This is a genomic window from Bradyrhizobium sp. SZCCHNS3016 (assembly GCF_032484535.1).
Taxonomy (GTDB): domain Bacteria; phylum Pseudomonadota; class Alphaproteobacteria; order Rhizobiales; family Xanthobacteraceae; genus Bradyrhizobium.
The window spans coordinates 268,278-287,844 of sequence record NZ_JAUETE010000006.1 but is presented as its reverse complement, the minus strand read 5'-3'; the positions used below and the strand labels follow the sequence as shown (position 1 = coordinate 287,844).

Sequence of the window (19,567 nt, the reverse complement as noted above, 5' to 3'; positions counted from 1 at the left end):
CCGCAGGCATCTGGGGATGCCAGGGGCCTGACCCGACGCGGCGAGCCTCTTCAAAAATCAAAAAAACCGGCCGCGCCGCCTGATGTGCGGCGCTACAGCACCACCACGCCGGAATGCTTGGCCTTGTTCTCTGGTTCGACGTGGATGGTGATCCAGCTGTGCTCGTCGTGCTCGCGCAAGGCGGCCTCGATCCGGTCGCAGATTTCGTGCGCCTGGTTGACCGACATCTCGCCGGGCACCACGAGGTGGAACTCGATGAAGGTCAGCTTGCCGGCATGGCGGGTCCGGACATCATGCGCCTCCAGCGCGCCGCCGGCATGCTGACTGATGATCAGGCGAATGCGCGCCAGCGTGGCGTCCGGGACCGCTTCATCCATCAGCCCGCTGGTGGATTCCTTCAGCACCTGCCATCCCGACCACAGGATGTTCACGGCGACCAGCACGGCCAGCGCCGGATCGAGGATCGGCAGCTGCAACATCACCGCGAGGCCGAGGCCGACCACGACGCCGCCCGAGGACACGACGTCCGTCAGCAGATGGCGTCCGTCGGCCACCAGCGCCGGCGACCGCAGCCGCTTTCCTCGCGTGATCAACAGCCAGCACCAGACCGCATTGATCGCGCTCGCCAGCCCATTCACGGCGAGCCCTTCGACGGGCGCCGAAAACGGCCGCGGATTGAAGAAATTCCCGTAAGCCTCATGGATGATGAGCAGCGCCGCCACGACGATCATGACGCCCTCGATCACCGCGCTGAAATACTCCACCTTGTGGTGGCCGAACGGATGGTTGGCGTCGGCGGGCTTGGCTGCGATGCGCACCGCGACGAGCGCGACGGCGGCGGTGACGACGTTGACGATGCTCTCGAGGGCGTCCGAGTACAGCGCGACCGAGCCGGTGATCCAATAGGCAAGATACTTCAGGCCGAGCACGATCGTTCCGACCACGAGGCTGCCGATGGCGAGCTTGAGCGATTGCGAGGCCATGATGTCCTGATCCGATCCCGCGCTGGGGTACTCAACGCTGCGGCGGAACGCAACCTCCGCTGCCGGCCGCTCGCTATCGGAAAAGCTGATATCCTCGGTTCATCGCCGTTGCGAATGCGCCGGGCGCGGCGTTGCCGCGAGCGCAATATGATCTGTGGAAAACAGAACGGCCGCGCCCACGGACATGGACGCGGCCTTGTCGCGGCAAGCGCCGATAGCAATGACGCCGCCGACTACTTCTCTTTGATGACCGTGGTGGTGCTGGTGGAGCTGCCGACCGTGCCTTCGTCCTCGCAGACCTTGGTCTGGCGGATGCGGTCCTCGGCTTCCACGCGGCTGGTGAACGCCATCGGTCCGATCTGCGTGACGACCTCGCGGTCGGCGGGGCGAGTGGTGGTGATGGTGCAGCGATGGCTCGGTCCCTGCACGATGTAGTATTCGTCCGCGAGCACTGGCGCGACCGATCCGATGATCACTGCGCCGGCAAGAAGAAGGGGTGCTTTCATTGTCGCCTCTCTTTCCAAGAACAGCCAAAAGGGGAGCGGGATTCGATGAGGAGTTTTCTGCCTCATCGTTCGATGCTCCGCCTTTGCAACTCGGCCGGCTGGTCGGGGTTCCGGTACGCCACGCGCAGCCTGTGTGATGCGATGCAGTGTCGGCAGCGATGGACGCGAGATCCCGTCAGGATCCAGCGACACGCGCGCACGCCCGCCGTGGCGCGCTTGCCAGTGTCCCAAGCGCGTCGCGCCGCGGTTGGCAGGCGAACATCGATCACGACCTCGTCCGTGCATCGACGGACGTCGCGATATCGACGAGCCGGCGCACTGGCGGCGGTAGCGATTCAGAGCAGCCTGACGGTCACCTTCGCCTTGCCGGTATTGTTCGGATAGAATGCATCGTACACCCAGGGCAGCCCGATCACGGCGTCGTTGACATAGAGGAACAGCTCACCGCCGCGCTCGGCCTTGAACCTCGCCTTGTAGGCCTGAGGCGTGGTGTTGGGGGCGGGAACGGGGTCGAGGAAATATTCGTCGACTCCCGTCTCGCCGACCCTGGCGATCAGCCGATACCAGGGCCGGAAGAGAACGCGGCGCAGCAGGATGCCTGCGTAGAACGTCCCGCGGGCGTAGCCCCGGACCGTCGAGGTGCGATAGCCGGCGGGCGTGACCGGATGCCCGGCGTCCTCCCACGGGTCGGTCATGGTGACGACGATCTCGTAGGAGAAGCCGGGACGGACTCTCAACCCGGTGGGAGCGCAAACCGCATCGGTCGAGAAATCCCTGGCATCCTGCGGAATGCCTTTGTCGACCGCGACGAGCTCGTGGGCAGGGGTGCCATGGCAGAAGGCGCCCATCGAGTCCGCGGCGTTGAACAGGACATGGCTGATCAGCGTGGCCGCGAGCCAGACGGTGCCGAGCGCGAGCAGCAACGGGCCGACATGCCGCTTGCCGTTCCTGATGGCGAACTGATAGGCGCGATTGGTCCGGAGGGCGTAGATGGCTTGATGCATCGGGCCGGACAGCATCGGGGGCGCTGCTCGTTCGCGCCAGATCACGCGCATCAGGTCGCTGATGCGGTCGCTGAGGAATGTCCCGGCCGCAGTCAGCGCGACGAGGATGATGATCCCGCCGGCGAACCATTCGGGATTGGCGGCATACCAGTCCGTCCACCAGTGCAGCGATGTCGGCAGGAACGATTCGACCAGCCGGACCGCCTCGGAGACCATCCTGATGCGCGAGTCGTATTCGTGCGTGCGATCGAGGTCGTGGAACAGCCAGAAGGCCGCGAGGTGGAGGGAGGCCGCCAGCGTCGCGAAATAAGCGAGACGTCTGAACCACACCAGATTCCACAGCTTTTCCTGGGCCGCGAACCGGGCGGCCGCTCCGGCCGGCGTTTCGAACGTGGTCGGCCCGAGAGGCGCCAGCGTGCCGTCGTAGCGGACGATGACGTAGTTGTCCGGCAAGCCGATGGGCGCATAGGCATTGCAGCCGCTGTCGATGCGGTCGAAGACGCTTTCGTGAATCTTCGGCATCGACACCTGGACGCCCGCCGCCGGGTCGTTGCACAGCTCCGACACCTTGCGCGGGCCGTATCGATAATAGGAGCCGAGCCCGGAGCGCGAGTTGTAGAGTCGGCCGTCCTTGTCCTGTGACGTGACGATCGACTTGATCGCATCCGGATCGGCCTCGGGCGCGGTCTTGAAGACCAAGCCGCGTTTGACGGCCTCGTCCACGAGCCAGGTCAGGGGGACGTAGGAGAGGGAATCGTCCGGATAGCCACCGCCGACATTGGCGTGCATGCCGACGAACCAGACCTGCACCAGTCTTTCGTCATCGATCGTTTTGGCATCCTGCGGCTTGGTCTCACCCGCCTCGGTCCAGAGCACCGGATGGAAGGTCGTCCTCTCGTCGTCGAGCGCGAGCGCGTGGCGCGCGCATGTCACCCGCGGGCTGAGCACGCGGTTGGGAAGCTCGAGCGGCCACACCCAGTTGGAGATGCCCCGCGTCATCTCGTCGATCGGTAGCCCATAGGCCGCGACGGTATCCCACAGCCCGATGAACTCGATCGCCGGGAGGCTTTTTCGCACGATGAGGTCGAGCGATTTGCGGCCCATGATGCGGTCGATCACCGGCACCAGCACATGATCGCGAAGCCAGCGGAGCGGCACCTCGATCAGCCAGATCGAATGGTATCCCTTGGCGCGATAGGCGCGATAGGCCTTCACGGCGCCGTCGTGCAGCTCAGCCTCGGTGTCGGCAACGATCAGCCCCTGATCGAGCATCAGCGCGGCGAGCACCCGGACGGTGAAGGCGCCGCGGCTGAAGCCGAACAAATAGATCTTCGAGCCGTCCGCGTGGTCGTAGTTGCGGCAGACGAACTTATAGGCATCCAGGATGTTGCGCTTGAGGCCGAAGCCGAACGCGCCGCCGAGCAGGGCGAGCGGAACGAACGACGATGTGCCGACGCCGTCATCATACTTGGCCGCCTGGGCATTGCCCTGCAGGTCGAGCGCCTGGAATATGCGCCAGACGTTGGTTCGCCACACGCTCGAGGCGGCGTTGCCTGTCCCGTCGGACAGGATGATGATCTTGGGACTCGCCATGCAAAGGACCCCGCTCGACATTCAGAGCCGAGGAGCGGAAGCGTAAACCGCGCGGGGGAGAAATCAACCTGAGATGGTATGGCGCCTTCTGCTGCGTGGCGGGGGGCTCGGGTGCGCCGCTGGAGCGACGCGGCGGGCGGGTAAAAAATGCACTGTCACCGAAATGCTCCGACGTGCTCGACGAGATGCGCGCGCGAGGGCGCTGCGTCGAAGGGATCACTGAAATATTGCGTCTCGTGCGCCACTCCGCCGTCGCGGAACTCCATGATGCTCACCACGTAGGAGGGTGCGCCATCATAGGTCAGGACCAGTTCGGTCACCCAAAGATCGCCGCTGCCCAGGATCCGCCGCACTGAGAAGCGCTTGTGGTTGGGCTGCACGAAGCGGCTTTCCTGAATGTTGCGCCGGCCGTGGATCCGCTCGCCGGATTGCGGATAATCCAGCATGGCATCGTCGCGATAGATGGCGTGCTCGGCCTCAAAATCATTTGCGTCCGATGCATCCCAATGGTGCTGCAGGGCAGCGCGCGTGGCGCGGTCATCCATGGCAATCTCCCATTCAGCTGCGCGCTCTCGTTGCAGAGCTACAGGCTGCAGGCCGGAGAATGGAGCATCCTCGAGGCTTTCGCGCGTGGATGCGGGCATCCGCAGGCCTCGCAGCCGCTGACGCATCATAGGACGATGGCCGACGTGTCACCACTCCGATCCGAACGGGAGATGTGAGCGAGGTGACCCAGTCGCTGGAGAGAGTTCTCCGGGCCAGTAGCACCGCGCTGAGCTACGCGCGGCAACGACGCTGTCACGCTGGACGGGTGGCAATCCAGATCACGTGGCGGGCGCCGCCGCCACCGCGGCCGGTGGCGCGGATGTTGATCTCCTCGGCCGCGAAGCCGGCCTTGCGCAGGCGCGGCGCGAAGCGATCGTCGGGATGTGACGACCACACCGCCAGCACGCCGCCGGGGCGCAACGCGGCGAAGGCGGTGCGCAGGCCGGTGGGATCATAGAGCGCGTCGTTGGATTGCCGTGTCAGTCCCTGCGGGCCGTTGTCGACGTCGAGAAGGATAGCATCATAGGCGCCGCGTGCGGCGGCGATCAGCTTCACGACGTCGGCCTCGCGGATGTCGACGCGCAGATCGGCAAGGCTGGCGCCGGACAATTCGGCCATCGGCCCGCGCGCCCAGGCGATCACTGCCGGCACCAGCTCGGCGACGGTGACGCGGGCCCGCGAACCCAGCACCTTCAGCGCCGCCCGCAACGTGAAGCCCATGCCGAGGCCGCCGATCAGCAGCCGCGGAGCGGGCTCGGCCTTGATGCGGGCGCAGCTGAGGGTCGCCAGCGCCTCTTCGGATCCGTGCAGCCGGCTGTTCATCAGCTCGTTCGAACCGAGCTTGATCGAGAACTCCTTGCCGCGCTGCATCAGCCGCAGCGGCTCACCGCCGCCGGGCACGTCTGCGGTGTCGATCAGCTTCCAGGGAATCACGGGCGTCTCGCGTCAGTTCGGTTGCGGCATTCCAGGCGACAGAGTCGCCACGCTGAAGCCTGCTTACCATGTTGCCCGCATCCCGTGCCAAGGGGCAGTCGCCACTCTCGCGACGACCTGCATCGCGTCGTTGCGCGTCATTGCGGTGGGGACACCAGCATCCAGGCGCCCGCGGCACTGCAAGCAATGCCGGCCGCGCGCGCGATCCATCGTCCGACCGGAGTCAGTTTCTCAAACAGCACGAGCAGGGTCAGAATGGCAATCCACATCACGCTCATCACCCCGCCGACGAACAGCAGCGCCATCAGAGCCCAGCAGCAGCCGACGCAATAGCCGCCGTGTCGAAGGCCCAGCAGCAGGCAACCCTGCAGGTCGCCGCGAAAGCCGCCGTGGCGCATCAGGAACATTAGCGGCGACTGGCATTCGGCAAGGCAGGCGCTCTTCAGCGGCGTCCACTGATAGACGCCTGCCGCGATCAGCACGATGGCGCCGAGCAGATGGTCGTCGATCGCCATCCGCGAATCCAGCAGCGCAGTCCGCTCCACAACCCATTGCAGGCAGGTCGCCACCAGCGAAAAGCCGCTCCAGGCGAGCAGATAGCCGGCCGCAAACCAGCCGGTCGCCGCGAACGGCTGGCCCCGCGCGCGACCGTGTCGACCCACACGGGCGTACATCAGGACCATGGGCGCGGCCGAAGGCGCCATCATCCCGACCATCATCACCGCCCACATCAGGAACACATAGGCGAATTCGATCGCGCGCCAGGGCTCGCTGGCCGGCAACATGATTCCGATGCCGGCCGGGATCATGCGAAAGCCGGTCATGTCCATGCCGCCCATGTCCATGTCGTTGGCGAGCCAGAGCACATAGGCCCATGCCAGGGCGACCATGATCGCGATCGCGCCGCCCACGATCCAGCGATCACGCCGCAGCACGGCTTCCAGGGCGCTGCCCGTCATCTGCAAGGTGGGTTGGCGGCCTTGCCGCACGTCGCATCAGGCCTGGTTGGACCAACTGATCGACGCGTACAGGCCGTTCTTGCCGGAATTGTCCCAGCGCATGCCGTGATCGTTGTAGGTGTTGCCCGCAGCGCCGACGGCCAGCGCCATCCGGTCGGGGCTGACGGGATGGCCGATATTCACCCACATCTCACCGCTAGGATGCATGGTCGGCAACGGATCGACGGACATGTGCAGAATGTCGGCGATGTCGGCGGACCGCGTCTTGCCGTCGATCCGGAAGGTGATGGCGACCTTGCGCACACCGAGATTGGTGCTGATCAGCGGCGTGAACGCAGCCATCGGGCCGCCGGCAGCCCCGGTGAAGATCGCGGCCATCGCCTCGGTCTGCGGATCGTCGGCGCGCTGATCGATATAGGCGGCGATCGACCAGTCTCCCTCCGCCATCACGCCGGGCGCATGGAGCATCACCGCCGCGTTGAGGCCATCGAGCGCGACATCGCCATAGCGGCCGGTTTCGATGTGGAACAGCAATGGTACGTTGCAGAACCCCTCCGTCGGTTGCGCGGTCAGGGGAGGGGCGGCCGACATGAGGCACGGACACAGCAGGCTGCAACTGCAATTCTCGAAATAGTCACCGGACAGGTGCCATGCGACTGGGTCTGCCATCGCTGTCTCCCGCTAGGCCGAACCGACAAGTTGCTTGCGAAATGCGCGATCTGCAGCTGAAAGCTACGCCGCATGGGGACGTGCCGCAAGCCTAGAAACGATGAGGTTCCGACTGCGATTGATCGCAGGGCCAGATGGTTATGAACGCCGATTACCCGCCCGTCACGCTCATGTGCCGGCTGACGCTCGGACGGTTGTGGCGGCGGTCGATGATGAAGTCATGGCCCTTCGGCTTGAGGCCGATGGCGCGGTCGATCGCGGCGCTGAGCTCCTCGTCGCTCGCCGAGGCACGGAGCGGCTTGCGCAGGTCGGAGGCGTCCTCGTGGCCAAGGCAGGTGTGCAGGGTGCCGGTGCAGGTGACGCGGACGCGGTTGCAGCTCTCGCAGAAATTATGCGTCATCGGCGTGATGAAGCCGATTGTGCCGCCGGTCTCGGCGACGCGGACGTAGCGGGCAGGGCCCCCGGTGGTCTCGTCAAGATCGGTCATGGTGTAGGTCTGCGCCAGACGCGCGCGCAGCAGCGACAGCGGCAGATACTGGTCGATGCGGCCTTCGCCGATCTCGCCCATCGGCATCACCTCGATCAAGGTCAGCGCCATGCCCTTGCCGTGCGCCCAGTCGATCAGCGAGGGGATCTCGTCCTCGTTCATGTTCTTCAGCGCGACCGCGTTGATCTTCACGGCGAGACCTGCGGCGCGCGCCGCCTCGATGCCGGCCAGCACGCGGTCGAGATCGCCCCAGCGGGTGATGGCGCGGAACTTGTCAGGATCGAGCGTGTCGAGCGAGACGTTGATGCGGCGGACGCCGCAATCGGCGAGCTCGGCGGCATATTTGGCGAGCTGCGTCGCGTTGGTCGTCATCGTCAGCTCGTTGAGCGCGCCGCTCTTCAGATGCCGCGACAGCGAGCGGACCAGGCCCATCACGTTGCGCCGGACCAGCGGCTCACCGCCGGTGAGCCGGAGCTTCTTGACGCCCTTATGGATGAACGCCGAGCACAGCCGGTCGAGCTCCTCAAGCGTCAGCAGGTCGGCCTTCGGCAGGAAGGTCATGTCCTCGGACATGCAATAGAAGCAGCGTAGGTCGCAGCGGTCGGTCACCGAGACGCGCAGATAGCTGATGCGGCGACCGAACGGGTCGGTCATCGGGCGCGTCAGGGCGGTGTCACTCAACGTCTCTGCGGTCATGGAAAGCCTTGGCTGGTGGCGGCCCAGGTGGCGGCGATGCCACGCGGCGGCCGCGCAAGCGCGGCCGGATGTCGATCTCACGACAATCTAATCATGATCGGCGCGCCTCACAATCATCGACGTGGATCCGTCGATGCTGCAATGCAGCTTCGCTCTGGCAGGTGGCGCGCGGGACGATGGTCCGCTACTGGCGTCCCGGCGCGGGGGCGGGGAAGGCTGAACCGGTGGTCGCGGGCGCCGCCGGCGCAGCGGCTGATTTCTGCGGCTTCGGCTTCTTCGGCCGCATGTGCTTGACGGCCTTCGGCGGCGTACCCGGCATCGGCTGCAGCTCGGCGACCACCGGGCTCGGGTCCATCACGACGGGCGGCGAGCTGTTGAAATCCCCGGTGTTGCGGATCACCTGCACCGGGATGGTTGCGGGCTGGTACCTGTCCATCGTGAAGGTGACGCTGAAGCCGGCATCGGGCGCCGGCACCGAGACCGAGCACGGCGTCTTGCAGCCCGGTCCGAGCGAGGTCTTGGCGTCGGCGCCCGGCGGCACCGAGTCGAGCTGCACCGGCACCTCGGGCGCTGCCATCTTGAAGCTGTCCATGGAGAAGGATGAGCACCCGGCCAAGCCGGCTCCCGCAACCGCAATTGCGATGACACGCCGCATCATGATGTCCGCCCCACAACCCTGCGGCCATCGGCCGCAATCCCAGGGCGACCATAGGAGCGTCAGAACAGCGGCGCAACTGCGGTCAACCCTATTCTCAACAGAACGTTAATGCACCGCAAGGTGCGGATTCAGGTCGACAGGGCAGTGGGTTAGGTTGCGATGCGGCAGTGGAATCGCAAGTCCGCTCAGGCGATCCTGAGCGATGGGCTGAGGGCCGTGACGGCCGCCGGCAGCTCGCGCATGTGGTCGATCAGGTGGTCCGGATTGAGCTCCGCGATCGGTACGTCGGTATAGCCGAAGGTGCAGCCGATCACCGGCACGCCGGCGCGGCGGGCGGCGCCGACGTCGGTGCCGGCATCGCCGACCATGATCGCGGCCCCGATCTCACCGCCGGCCTGCGCGATGGTCTGGCGCAGGATCGCCGGATCCGGCTTGGCGACCCCGAACGTGTCGGCACCGCAGATCGCGGCGAAGCGGGAGGACAGGCCGAGCTGGTCGAGCAACCGCTTCGACAGCCATTCCAGCTTGTTCGTGCACACCGCGAACTGGCAGCCGCGCGCGGCGAGGTCGTCCAGCGCCGACTCCAGCCCCTCGAAGGGACGCGATTCGACCGCGATGTTGTCGGCGTAGAAATCGATGAAATCGGTGGTGAGGCGGCCGATGTCATCGGTGCTGGCCAGGCGCCCCTCCGCCTCCAGCCCGCGCTCGATCAGCTTGCGGGCGCCGTGGCCGATCATCTTGCGGGCCGAGGCCAGCGGCACCGGCCGCAGACCCTCGCGCTGCAGGATGTGGTTGAGCGCGCTGATGAGATCCGGCGCCGTGTCGACCAGGGTGCCGTCGAGATCGAAGACGATGGTGCTGGAGATGGGCATCGGTATCCGCTAGCGGCCGGCTCATGTCCTTGCAAGAGGCCCGCAATGGCTTTTTGTCCGATTTCGTGGCCGGCGAGAGCTAGGCCCCGCGTCAAAACATCGCTAGATATGCGCCGGCTTTTGGCCCCCGTCCGTGGGGGTCTCGGGGTGCGAAGGGCGGGTTCCTTGGTCGACATGGATGCATTGAAGCGGCAGGCGGCGGCGCGTGCGCTGGAGGAGGTCGAGAGCGGCATGAAGCTCGGTCTCGGCACCGGCTCGACGGCCAAGCATTTCGTCGATCTGCTCGGGGAAAAGGTGCGCGCCGGCCTCAAGATCGTGGGCGTGCCGACCTCGGAGGCGACAAGGGTGCAGGCGCAAGCGTGCGGCGTGCCGCTGACCACGCTCGATGAGATCGACCGGCTCGACATCACCATCGACGGCGCCGACGAGATCAACCCGGCGCTCGACCTGATCAAGGGCGGCGGCGGCGCGCTGCTGCGCGAGAAGATCGTCGCCAGCGCCTCGGATCGCATGATCGTGATCGCCGACGACAGCAAATGGGTGGCGCAGCTCGGCCGCTACCCGCTGCCGGTCGAGGTGGTTCCGTTCGGCCTCGCCGCGACCCAGCGCGAGATGAGTGACGCCTTCGCCACGGCCGGCGTGTCCGGGCCGATGAGCCTGCGCAAGTCCGCAGACGGCCACGTTTTCGTCACCGATGGCGGCCACTGGATTATCGACGTCCGCCTTGGGGAGATCGTGGATCCCCCGCGCCTGGCGGGTCTTTTGAGCGCAATTCCGGGCGTGGTCGAGCACGGGCTGTTCATCGGCCTCGGCAGCACGGCGATCCTGGCAGGCGCACAGGGAATTCGCGTTATCCAGCGGCCCTGAGCGCGGCACGAGGCTGCGCTCAGGGCGGCAACTCACAGGAGACTTGGAATGAAGAGCGTGTTCAGAATCTTGCCGGCCGCCGGAATCGTACTGGCCCTGGCCTCGGCAAGCCCGGTTGCTGCGCAGGGGCAGGCACCGGCGCTGAAGCCGGCCTCGCCCGCCTGCATGGCCGGCGCGCGCGAGATTCTGGGGATGAAGAACGCGGCTGCGATGTACGCCAATGCCGTCCCGGGCATCGTGCAGCAGACCAAGCAGGCGCTGCTGCAGTCCAATCTCAACTACCAGAAGGACCTCGACGAGGTCGCCGTCTCGGTCGCGCAGACCTATGCCGGCAAGGAGAAGGAGATCGGCGAGAAGATGGCGCAGATCTACTGCAACGAGTTCTCCGACCAGGAGATCGCCAACCTCGTCGCCTTCTACAAGTCAGCCATCGGCCAGAAGCTGCTTGCGGCGGAGCCGAAGGCGATCCAGATGAGCATGCAGGCGATGAACCTGTGGGCGGCGGAGTTTTCCGACACCGTCACCGCGCAGTTCCGCGCCGAGATGCGCAAGCGCAACAAGCCGATCTGAGGCTTGCGGCCGAAAGGCCAGGTCGGGGGAGAGATGGCTGAATTCGACGTCGACCTGTTCGTGATCGGTGGCGGCTCGGGGGGCGTGCGCGCCGCCCGCATCGCCGCCGGCTATGGCGCCCGCGTGATGGTCGCCGAAGAATACCGCATGGGCGGCACCTGCGTGATCCGCGGCTGCGTGCCCAAGAAGCTGTTCGTGATCGGCTCGCATGTCCGCCAGGAGATCGCCGATGCCGCCGGCTTCGGCTGGACGATCCCGACCGCGACCTTCGACTGGCCGACGCTGATCAGGAACAAGGACAAGGAGATCGCGCGGCTCGAGGCGGCCTACACCAGCAACGTCGAGAAGTCTGGCGCCAGGATCGTCAAGACCCGCGCCGTGCTCGAGGACGCCCACACCGTGCGGCTGACGACCGGCGAGACCGTCCGCGCCAAGTACATTCTCATCGCGACCGGCGGCGCGCCCAACCACGGCACGCCGATTCCCGGCATCGAGCACGTCATCTCCTCCAACGAGGCGTTTCATCTCGACGAGCTGCCGCGCCGGATCGTGATCCAGGGCGGCGGCTACATCGCGCTCGAATTCGCCTGCATCTTCGCCAATTTCGGCTCCGACGTGACCGTCGTCTATCGCGGCGACAACATCCTGCGCGGCTTCGACGAGGACGTTCGCCGCCACGTCCGCTCCGAGATGGAGAGGGAAGGCATCACCATCCTGACCGGCTGCACGGTGACGAGCGTCGACAAGCACGGCCAGGACTACACCACGCATCTGTCGAACGGCTCCAGCATCGCCTCCGACAAGGTGATGTTCGCGATCGGCCGCCATCCGGCCGTGGCCAATCTCGGCCTGGAGAAGGCCGGCGTCGCCATCAATCCGAGGAACGGCGGCATTGCGGTGGATGCGTTCTCGCAGAGCTCGGTGCCGAGCATCTACGCGATCGGCGACGTCACCCATCGCTTCAACCTGACGCCGGTCGCGATCCGCGAGGGCCACGCCTTCGCCGACACCGTGTTTGGCGGCAAGACCGTTCGCGTCGATCACGCGGACATTCCGACGGCCGTGTTCTGCCAGCCTGAAGTGGGCACCGTCGGTCTCACCGAGACGCAGGCGCGCGAGCTGTACGACCGCGTCGACATCTACAAGACGAACTTCCGCCCGATCAAGGCGACGATGTCCGGCCGCGACACCCGCGTTCTGATGAAGCTCGTCGTCGACGGCGCCAGCGATCGCGTGCTTGGCTGCCACATCGTCGGCGACATGGCCGCCGAAATCACCCAGGCCGTGGCGATTGCCATCAAGATGAAGGCGACCAAGGCCGATTTCGACGCCACCGTCGCGTTGCATCCCTCCGCCGCCGAGGAGCTGGTGACGATGCGCACGGTGACCGAGCGCCACGTGCGGCAGGCGGCGGAGTAGGGCGCCAACTGCTTCTGGGGGCTCGTGCGCGGCCGGCGTCCGTAGCGACTGCGGTGGGCCGGTGCTCACGGTCTGACGACGGTCCACACCGTGGCCGATTGGGCTTGCTGCCGTTGGAACCGTTCAGCGGTTGGAGAGCGACCAGCATGTCCCAAGATGATTGCCTTGCGACCTATCCGCCGCTGAACACCCTGAAGCCCGTTGCCGAGAACATCTGGATCGTCGACGGGCCCGTGATCCGCTTCGGCATTCCCGGGCTGAAATTTCCGTTTCCCACCCGCATGACCGTGGTGCGCTGCGCCTCCGGCGATCTGTTCATCCACTCGCCCACGCCGTTGACGCCGGCGCTGCGGGCCGAGATCGACCGGGAAGGCCGCGTGCGCGACATCATCGGTCCGAATCGCATCCACTATTGGTGGATCCCCGACTGGCAGGCGGCCTTTCCCGACGCGGCGATCTATCTGGCGCCGGGCATTCGCGCGCAGGCGAAGGACCGTATCGAATTCGAGGGCAGGCCGCTGGATCGCAGCGGTGGTTATCCCTGGGATGATGAGATCGCGACCTTGCCCGTCGTCGGCAGCTATATGACGGAGGTCGAGTTCTTCCATCGCCCTTCGCGCACGCTGATCCTGACCGATCTGATGGAGAATTTCGAGCCGGCCAAGATCGGTGCCGGCTTGGCGCGCTACTTGAGCTGGATCGGGGGCGTCGGTCCGCCGCATGGCGGCCTGCCGCGCGAACTCCGGCTGACATTTACCTGGCGGCACCGACGCGAGTTGCGGGCGGCCGTGGAGACCATGCTTGGGTGGCACCCCGAGCGGATCGTGATCGCCCATGGCGCCTGGCACCGGACTGACGGCACCGAGATCCTGCGCGAGGCGTTCTGCTGGTTGTTGCGGCCTTGAACCGCCGGCTGGGCTTCACGAGACCGGCCTTCGTGATGCCGTGCTTTTCTCTTCCCGCGACGGACGTATAAGCTCGTGCGATTGAGGTTGGCGCCAGGCATCCCTCGGCCGCGGAGGAGCTGGTGACGATGCGCACGGTGACCGAGCGCCACGTGCGGCAGGCGGCGGAGTAGGTGGACGACCGCGACGCGCGGCCGGGTCAGGGGCCGGCTCGCCGGTAAAGCGCAAGGGCGCCGGCAAGGCTCAGCAGCGCGCCGCCGCAGCTGCGATCGAGCCAGAGGGCACCGGAGCGCTTGAGGAAACGCATCGCTTGCGAGCCCGCGCTCGCGTAGGCGAGCATGATCAGGACATCGAGCATCGCGAAGGTGAGGGCCAGCGTGAGATATTGCGGCAGCTGCGGCGCGGACGGCACCACGAACTGCGGCAGGAATGCCGAGAAGAACAGATAGCCCTTTGGATTGGTGATCGCGACGAGGAAGCTTTTCAGAAACAGCGCGTGCGGCTGTCGTGACCCGTCCTTGCCGTCTGCGGACGCCGCAAGGTCGATCGACCCGCTGGACCGCAGCAGCATGAGCCCGAGATAGGCGAGGTAGGCCACGCCGATCCACTTCACGACCGAGAACCAGAATTCGGAAGCGGCCAGCAGCGCGCCCAGGCCGACCGCGACCGCGCCGATGAGGATGAAGTCCGAAGCTACCGCGCCGGCGATGCCGGCCCAGGCGCGGCGTACACCGACACGCGAGCCGTTGGTGAGGGCCAGCAGCACCGTCGGACCGGGGGTCGCGATCCCGATGAAGGCGACGATGGCGAAGCTGAAGAGCGTAAGAGCGTTCACGTCAGAATAGCCTCGTTGGCGGAAGACGCGCCAGTAGGGCGCGGTTCGGCCGCGAACGCAAGACGTTCCTTGGAGGCGGCCAGCGATCGTCTTCGCTGACGCACGCTCGACCTGCCGGATCGCCAAGAGGCTTGACTCCCTCCCGGAAAACGCCGCTGGGCGCGATTGCCCGTTCAGCGCTCCACCCGCGAGGCGGTCAACTTCGTCGCGACGTAGGGCAGCGCGAACAGATACAGCCCCGTGCCGAGCAGCACGATGAGCGGAATCAGCGCCAGCAGGCCGACCCACAGCGGGGCTTGCGTCTGCGTCATCGCGGCGATGTTGACGATGACGGCGACCGTGAAGGCGATCGATACCCAGCGATGGACCTGCCGGACGGTGTTGTTCCAGTTCAAGTGCTTCTCCCCTGATGACGTCGTGATGCGCACGCCTCAGCCGAGGCGCGCGACGCTCTGTTCGAGCGCATCGAAGAATTTCGGCCAGCCGTAGCGTGCGCCCTGATAGGCGCGGGTCTGGTCGGCTGCGAAGCCGGTCTGCTCCATGCGCAGGTGCGTGCCCAAGGCGGTCGGCGTCAGCGTCCAGGTCACGACGCTGTCGAGGCCAGCCGCCGCCCAGGTGTAGGACAACGTCTTGTGCGGCTCGATGGTCACGACCTGGCAGTCGACGACGCCCCAGTCGGCCTTCAGCTTGAAGCGATGATCGACCGCCGGCGCGAAATCATTCGTCATCAGCCACTCTGCGATCAGATGCGGCTGCGTCAGCGCGCGCCAGAGTTTTTCGGGCGGATGCGCGAATTCGCGCTCGACGACGACGGTGCGGGTTTCCGGCGCAGGTGAGCTCATTGATCCATCCTGTTGAGCAGAGTGTCGAGTTCGTCGAACCGGCTCTCCCAGAACGCAGCCATCCGGCCGGTCCAGTCGAGCAGGGGCGCCAGCGCCTTGGGTTGCGCACGGTAATGCGTCTGGCGGCCTTCGTGACGCTCCCGCACGAGGCCCGCCTGCTTGAGCAGGCCGAGATGCTTCGACACCGCCGGCTGCGACACGCCGGCCTTGGCCGTCAGCGCCCCGACGGTCTGCTCGCCATGCCGGCACAGGCCTTCGAAGATGGCGCGCCGCGTCGGGTCGGCAAGCGTGCGGAACAGCATGTCGGGAGAGCGCGGCATTCAATCCATAACTCGTTGGTTATGGATAGACGCATAACCGGCTGGTTATGGATTGGTCAAGCGGAATCCTTCGCCGGTCAGGCGCGATGGCGTAGCGCCTCGAGCAGAACCGCGAAGGCGGGCGTGGTCTGCCCGACGAGCTCGCTCTCGATCTTCTCGAACCGCGGCCCGATCCGGTGCAGCAGACGCTCGCCGGCCTTGGTGGGAGCGACCGATCGCGTCGTGCGCGACAGCAGCCGCACGGCGAGCAAACAAGACTCCGGACGCCGAACACGCCTTTGTGACGAGCTCGGGGATCACGGCCACAAGGGACGGCCAGGGGACGTCGCGGTGCTACCAGCCTGACAGCAGTAGCTGGAGATGACGGACATGCAGGCCAACGAGACCCCGCCGCGGCGCAAGCTGTCGATCATGCCGCAGGCGGCGCTGGCGGCGAGCGTCCTCGCCATCTTCCTGCTCCTGCACGTTGTCGCCGGTGCGATCCTGCGAGGTGCTGCCATGCGGGATGGCACGCAGGCGAAGCAGGCTTCGACGCTCCAACCCACGGATTGACGACCATCCTTTTCAGCCCTCATCAGCCGGAGATATTTCATGCCCGGGATCGCCTCTTTCTTGCTGCTCAGCGCCGCCGTGTTCTTTGGCGCCTTCGTGTCCGGATTGGCCGGATTTGCCTTTTCAGCCGTGGCCGGCGCGATCCTGCTGCATAGTCTGCAGCCGCTGGAGGCGGTGCCGCTGATGATGGCGTGCAGCGTCGGCGTGCAGGCGACGAATCTGTGGGCGCTGCGCAACAGCATCCGATGGAAGGACAGCCTGGTCCTGATCCTGGGCGGGCTGCTCGGCGTGCCCTTGGCGCTCTGGCTGCTGCGCAACGCCGACGCCCGCCTGTTCCAGCAGATGTTCGGACTGACGATCGCGATCTACGCCGCCACCATGCTGTTCAAACCCGCGCTCGGCTGCGTTCGACACATGAGCAGACATCGCACGGCCATCGTCGGGTTCGGCGGCGGTCTGATCGGTGGCCTCACGGCGATGCCTGGCGCGTTGCCGACGATCTGGTGCGAGATGCACGGCCTGCCGAAAACCGAGCAGCGCGGCCTGGTGCAGCCCTTCATTGCCGTGATGCAGATCGCCTCGCTCGCGATGATGCTGGCCCGGCAGGACCTGTCGTCGGAGGTGATCGTTGATCTCGCGCTGAGCATTCCGGCTCTGCTCGCCGGAACGGCGCTCGGCATCCTCGCCTTTCGCAGGGTCAATGACGCCTTGTTCAGGAAGCTCATCCTGGGCATCCTGCTGATCTCCGGCGTGCTGCTTGTTGTCTGACCGCCGGCCGTTTCAATCGCGCCCGCGCCGGGACGCTCTGCGATGACGTGCTGGCGACGGCCTTCACCCGGCCCAGCCGGTCGCGATGGCGTTCGCCCAGTCGTGCATGCCCTTGCTTCGCGCGAGTGCCGCCATCGGCGCGGGATCGTACGGCACATAGCGGAATGTCAGCGACCATCGTCCAAGCCGTTGCTCCGCGATCGCATAGCAGGCATCGGGTGTCCCGGTCTCGACGCGATAGGCGTGCGGGGGGCGGCAGCGATAGCCGGGCAGCCCGACGCTGCCGGGATTGACGACGAGTCGGCCATCGCTGAGCCGGACCATGCGCGGAATGTGGCTGTGTCCGCACAGGATCAGCGAGGCACCGATGCCGGCGGCCCGTGCTTCGATACGTGCAAGGGGGCTCTGACGCAGCGTGCCGTCGGCGGTGACCTCATCGAGCCAGAACACGGCATCGTCGTCCGGCGCGGCATGGCACAGGAAGACCTCGTCGTGATAGATCAGCGTCGCAGGCTGCGCCGCCAACCAGTCGACATGCACCTGATCGAGGGCGCGGACGTCGCTGCGCGCCGTGTCTCCCGCACGATAGAGGTCGATCATGTGCCGGTCCTGATCGCCCCGGATCGACGGAAAGCCGCGCGCCATCAGCATCTCGGCGGTCCGAACCGGTTCGAGCGGGCCGCTGAGATGATCCCCGAGATTGACGACCTCATCGATGCCGAGCGCCGCAATGTCCGCCAGGACCGCGGCCAGGGCGTCGGAATTTCCGTGGATGTCGGCAATGGCCGCAAACCGCATGAGAGCCTCCGTTCAGAGAACGGCCGGCAGGGCTCTTCCATGCGGGACACCGTTCGCTTTAGCTGCATTTTGAGACGCGCCCGCAAGCTGATGGTCAAATCGGCGCTTGGCGGTGTTGATAGCACGGGACGTCGGGGGTGGACAACCTGCAGGCAGCAGTCGTGCAGCTCGAGCCGTTGCCGCTGGGCCACGATCTCCGAAACGCTACTCTCCGTCGCCGCCTTTATTGTCGTGCAGCAGCGACCGCAGGGCGGGCTGATTGGAATATTACGGCTGCTTCGTTGGACGCGTTTCTGGAAGCACCATTCGAGCTCAGAGATTTCTCTTTACGAATATCAGAAATCATGCTCTATTGTGCGCATCCCGCCTCACTCGGAGGGGCGTTGCGCGCGATCGTCACGACACGCGGGGCGGGGAGCGATGGCCGCGAGTAAGCCGCAGCGTGTCTTCGGACACGCGGACGAACGGCTTGGCGCGGACGTGAAGTCGCAGCGTGCTGACACCCCGATGCTGGTGTCCCACGCAAGGCGCGTAAGCGCGTTGCGTGCATGGTGGCCAACAAGCCCGGCGCACCAGGCAGACTGCGTATAAGCGTTAAGACTGTCGCGCAGGGAATGCCGGTTGAAACGGCTTTGCCTGTGGTACCTGCCGCCTGCATTTTTTCCGCAGGCGGGCCATGGGTGAGGCCTTCACCCGGCATTCCCTGCGCCCTCTGATCTTTCAGAGGGTGAACGTCATCAGCACAGCTCGGGCAGCACCTGCCGCGGGAGCGCTCGCTCGTGGGCCATGACGAACCGTTCGCGTCAGCTTTCGAGCAGCCACTCTGCCGCGCTGCGCCACAGCGTGTCGCGATGCGCCGCGCGGAAGAAGCCCATATGGCCGATTGCGGACGCCCCGACGTCCTGCGGCGCGATGCTGAGCAGTTCCGGCTTGGTGCCCGTATAGCCGGCGCACAGCAGCTCGACCGCCGGCCGGGTCGCCCAGGGATCGTCGGCGAGGCACAGCGCCCGGACGGGACTCTTGAAGTTGGCGTAGTTGGCAAGCGGCAGCGATGCGTCATCGAACAGATAGCGCGGGCTCATGATCCAGCGCACCCATTGCAGGAAGACACCCTTCGGCAGGTCCTCGCCGACGCCACTCCAGCCCGGCGTGTAACCCAGCGCATGAGTCAGCGGGACGCCAACGCCGTTGAGCATCGTCGCCACGCGCCAGCGTTCGCCCGGGGCCATGAGCTTCCAATAGCCGGCCTGCGAGGCGATGAAGAGGGCGCGCGACACCTCGGTGTTGTTGGCGAGCAGGCCGAGCGTCTGGCCGCCGAAGGAGTGGCCGACATAGCGCAGCGGCAGCGCACCGTAGCGCGCACGCATCCAACCGACCGCGCCGGTGATGTCGAGGGCGGCCCAGTCGGTCATCGAGGCCGCAAAGCCCTTCAGGGAGAGGGGACGGCTGCCGCCGATCCCGCGATAGTCGTAGGTCAGAACCGCGCAACCCTGCTGGGCAAGATGAGCAGCGAAGCCGCGATAGATCCGGCGCGGGATCGCCGCCCCGGAATTGATCAGCACGGCATGCGCGGGTGTACCGCGCGGCGCGAACAGGGTGCCCGCGAGCTCAAAGCCGTCGATGGCCGTAATGGTCAGATCCTCACTCGAAACGCCATTGGATCCCGTCTCGCCCACGCCTCGTCCTCCCATCACGCGCCGGACCGCAGCAAAGTCAAATTCGGCTTGCGGTGCAAGCCCTTGTGTCTGCGCCTTAAATTCCAAGTGGCGGCGCGGAGGCAGGCTG

General features: G+C 66.1%; 23 protein-coding genes. 6 read left to right on the top strand and 17 right to left on the bottom strand.

The window, feature by feature from the left end:
• Positions 1-92: 92 nt before the first annotated feature.
• The 10 genes from QW881_RS14695 to QW881_RS14650 all read right to left on the bottom strand — a co-directional run bounded on the left by QW881_RS14695 (position 93) and on the right by QW881_RS14650 (position 9,906).
• Positions 93-983: a cation diffusion facilitator family transporter gene (locus tag QW881_RS14695; protein WP_315739622.1), complete on the bottom strand. Its 891-nt coding sequence runs from the start codon at positions 981-983 to the stop codon at positions 93-95.
• Between the two features lie 233 nt (positions 984-1,216).
• Positions 1,217-1,489 carry a hypothetical protein gene (locus tag QW881_RS14690; protein WP_315717640.1) on the bottom strand — a complete coding sequence of 91 codons (273 nt, stop codon included), beginning with the start codon at positions 1,487-1,489 and terminating at the stop codon, positions 1,217-1,219.
• Positions 1,490-1,824: 335 nt separating this feature from the next.
• Complete coding sequence (locus QW881_RS14685) at positions 1,825-4,086, bottom strand: DUF2235 domain-containing protein (protein WP_316158507.1); 2,262 nt, start codon at positions 4,084-4,086, stop codon at positions 1,825-1,827.
• 155 nt (positions 4,087-4,241) lie between these two features.
• The gene (locus QW881_RS14680; protein ID WP_315781103.1) at positions 4,242-4,631 is read right to left on the bottom strand and encodes a nuclear transport factor 2 family protein; all 390 of its coding nucleotides are present in this window, start codon (positions 4,629-4,631) and stop codon (positions 4,242-4,244) included.
• Positions 4,632-4,884: 253 nt separating this feature from the next.
• Positions 4,885-5,565, bottom strand: coding sequence for a spermidine synthase (locus QW881_RS14675; RefSeq protein WP_315758960.1), 681 nt, complete (start codon positions 5,563-5,565; stop codon positions 4,885-4,887).
• A gap of 137 nt (positions 5,566-5,702) precedes the next feature.
• On the bottom strand, positions 5,703-6,524 hold the full coding sequence (locus QW881_RS14670; protein ID WP_315758959.1) for a DUF2182 domain-containing protein: 822 nt from the start codon (positions 6,522-6,524) through the stop codon (positions 5,703-5,705).
• 36 nt (positions 6,525-6,560) lie between these two features.
• On the bottom strand, positions 6,561-7,193 hold the full coding sequence (locus tag QW881_RS14665) for a DUF1326 domain-containing protein (RefSeq protein ID WP_315797629.1): 633 nt from the start codon (positions 7,191-7,193) through the stop codon (positions 6,561-6,563).
• Between the two features lie 151 nt (positions 7,194-7,344).
• Positions 7,345-8,376, bottom strand: a complete 1,032-nt coding sequence (gene moaA / locus QW881_RS14660) for a GTP 3',8-cyclase MoaA (protein WP_315758957.1) — start codon at positions 8,374-8,376, stop codon at positions 7,345-7,347.
• 184 nt (positions 8,377-8,560) lie between these two features.
• Entirely contained in the window at positions 8,561-8,953 is a 393-nt protein-coding gene (locus tag QW881_RS14655) for a hypothetical protein (RefSeq protein ID WP_315739633.1), read from the bottom strand.
• Positions 8,954-9,219: 266 nt separating this feature from the next.
• Positions 9,220-9,906 (bottom strand): HAD family hydrolase, encoded by a 687-nt coding sequence (locus tag QW881_RS14650; RefSeq protein ID WP_315758956.1) that lies wholly within the window; start codon positions 9,904-9,906, stop codon positions 9,220-9,222.
• A 174-nt stretch (positions 9,907-10,080) separates the two neighbouring features.
• On the opposite strand from QW881_RS14650, the gene rpiA reads away from it, so the two are divergent.
• The 4 genes from rpiA (at position 10,081) to QW881_RS14630 (ending at position 13,667) form a co-directional block, all read left to right on the top strand.
• The gene (rpiA, locus tag QW881_RS14645) at positions 10,081-10,773 is read left to right on the top strand and encodes a ribose-5-phosphate isomerase RpiA (RefSeq protein ID WP_315758955.1); all 693 of its coding nucleotides are present in this window, start codon (positions 10,081-10,083) and stop codon (positions 10,771-10,773) included.
• A gap of 48 nt (positions 10,774-10,821) precedes the next feature.
• A complete protein-coding gene (locus QW881_RS14640) occupies positions 10,822-11,343 on the top strand; it encodes a DUF2059 domain-containing protein (RefSeq protein WP_315739635.1) in 522 nt (173 codons plus the stop codon).
• 33 nt (positions 11,344-11,376) lie between these two features.
• The gene (gor, locus tag QW881_RS14635) at positions 11,377-12,762 is read left to right on the top strand and encodes a glutathione-disulfide reductase (RefSeq protein WP_315758954.1); all 1,386 of its coding nucleotides are present in this window, start codon (positions 11,377-11,379) and stop codon (positions 12,760-12,762) included.
• 146 nt (positions 12,763-12,908) lie between these two features.
• Entirely contained in the window at positions 12,909-13,667 is a 759-nt protein-coding gene (locus QW881_RS14630; RefSeq protein ID WP_315758953.1) for a DUF4336 domain-containing protein, read from the top strand.
• Between the two features lie 199 nt (positions 13,668-13,866).
• Here the strand turns inward: QW881_RS14630 and QW881_RS14625 are convergent, their stop codons facing one another.
• The 5 genes from QW881_RS14625 to QW881_RS32600 form a co-directional block, all read right to left on the bottom strand.
• A complete protein-coding gene (locus QW881_RS14625; protein WP_315758952.1) occupies positions 13,867-14,502 on the bottom strand; it encodes a LysE family translocator in 636 nt (211 codons plus the stop codon).
• Between the two features lie 173 nt (positions 14,503-14,675).
• A complete protein-coding gene (locus tag QW881_RS14620) occupies positions 14,676-14,897 on the bottom strand; it encodes a hypothetical protein (protein WP_315739639.1) in 222 nt (73 codons plus the stop codon).
• Between the two features lie 36 nt (positions 14,898-14,933).
• A complete protein-coding gene (locus QW881_RS14615) occupies positions 14,934-15,344 on the bottom strand; it encodes an SRPBCC domain-containing protein (protein WP_315758950.1) in 411 nt (136 codons plus the stop codon).
• Entirely contained in the window at positions 15,341-15,664 is a 324-nt protein-coding gene (locus QW881_RS14610; RefSeq protein WP_315758949.1) for a metalloregulator ArsR/SmtB family transcription factor, read from the bottom strand. The genes QW881_RS14615 and QW881_RS14610 overlap by 4 nt, the downstream gene beginning before the upstream one ends.
• 77 nt (positions 15,665-15,741) lie before the next feature.
• Complete coding sequence (locus QW881_RS32600) at positions 15,742-15,915, bottom strand: hypothetical protein (protein WP_409999040.1); 174 nt, start codon at positions 15,913-15,915, stop codon at positions 15,742-15,744.
• Positions 15,916-16,033: 118 nt separating this feature from the next.
• Between QW881_RS32600 and QW881_RS14600 the strand changes: the two genes are divergently transcribed.
• Both QW881_RS14600 and QW881_RS14595 read left to right on the top strand, forming a co-directional pair.
• Complete coding sequence (locus QW881_RS14600) at positions 16,034-16,216, top strand: hypothetical protein (protein WP_315758948.1); 183 nt, start codon at positions 16,034-16,036, stop codon at positions 16,214-16,216.
• Between the two features lie 39 nt (positions 16,217-16,255).
• Positions 16,256-16,984 carry a sulfite exporter TauE/SafE family protein gene (locus QW881_RS14595; RefSeq protein WP_315758947.1) on the top strand — a complete coding sequence of 243 codons (729 nt, stop codon included), beginning with the start codon at positions 16,256-16,258 and terminating at the stop codon, positions 16,982-16,984.
• A 63-nt stretch (positions 16,985-17,047) separates the two neighbouring features.
• Here the strand turns inward: QW881_RS14595 and QW881_RS14590 are convergent, their stop codons facing one another.
• Together QW881_RS14590 and QW881_RS14585 are read right to left on the bottom strand one after the other, a co-directional pair.
• Positions 17,048-17,782 carry a metallophosphoesterase family protein gene (locus QW881_RS14590; protein ID WP_315758946.1) on the bottom strand — a complete coding sequence of 245 codons (735 nt, stop codon included), beginning with the start codon at positions 17,780-17,782 and terminating at the stop codon, positions 17,048-17,050.
• An 803-nt stretch (positions 17,783-18,585) separates the two neighbouring features.
• On the bottom strand, positions 18,586-19,458 hold the full coding sequence (locus QW881_RS14585) for an alpha/beta fold hydrolase (protein WP_316196801.1): 873 nt from the start codon (positions 19,456-19,458) through the stop codon (positions 18,586-18,588).
• Between the last annotated feature and the right edge of the window lie 109 nt (positions 19,459-19,567).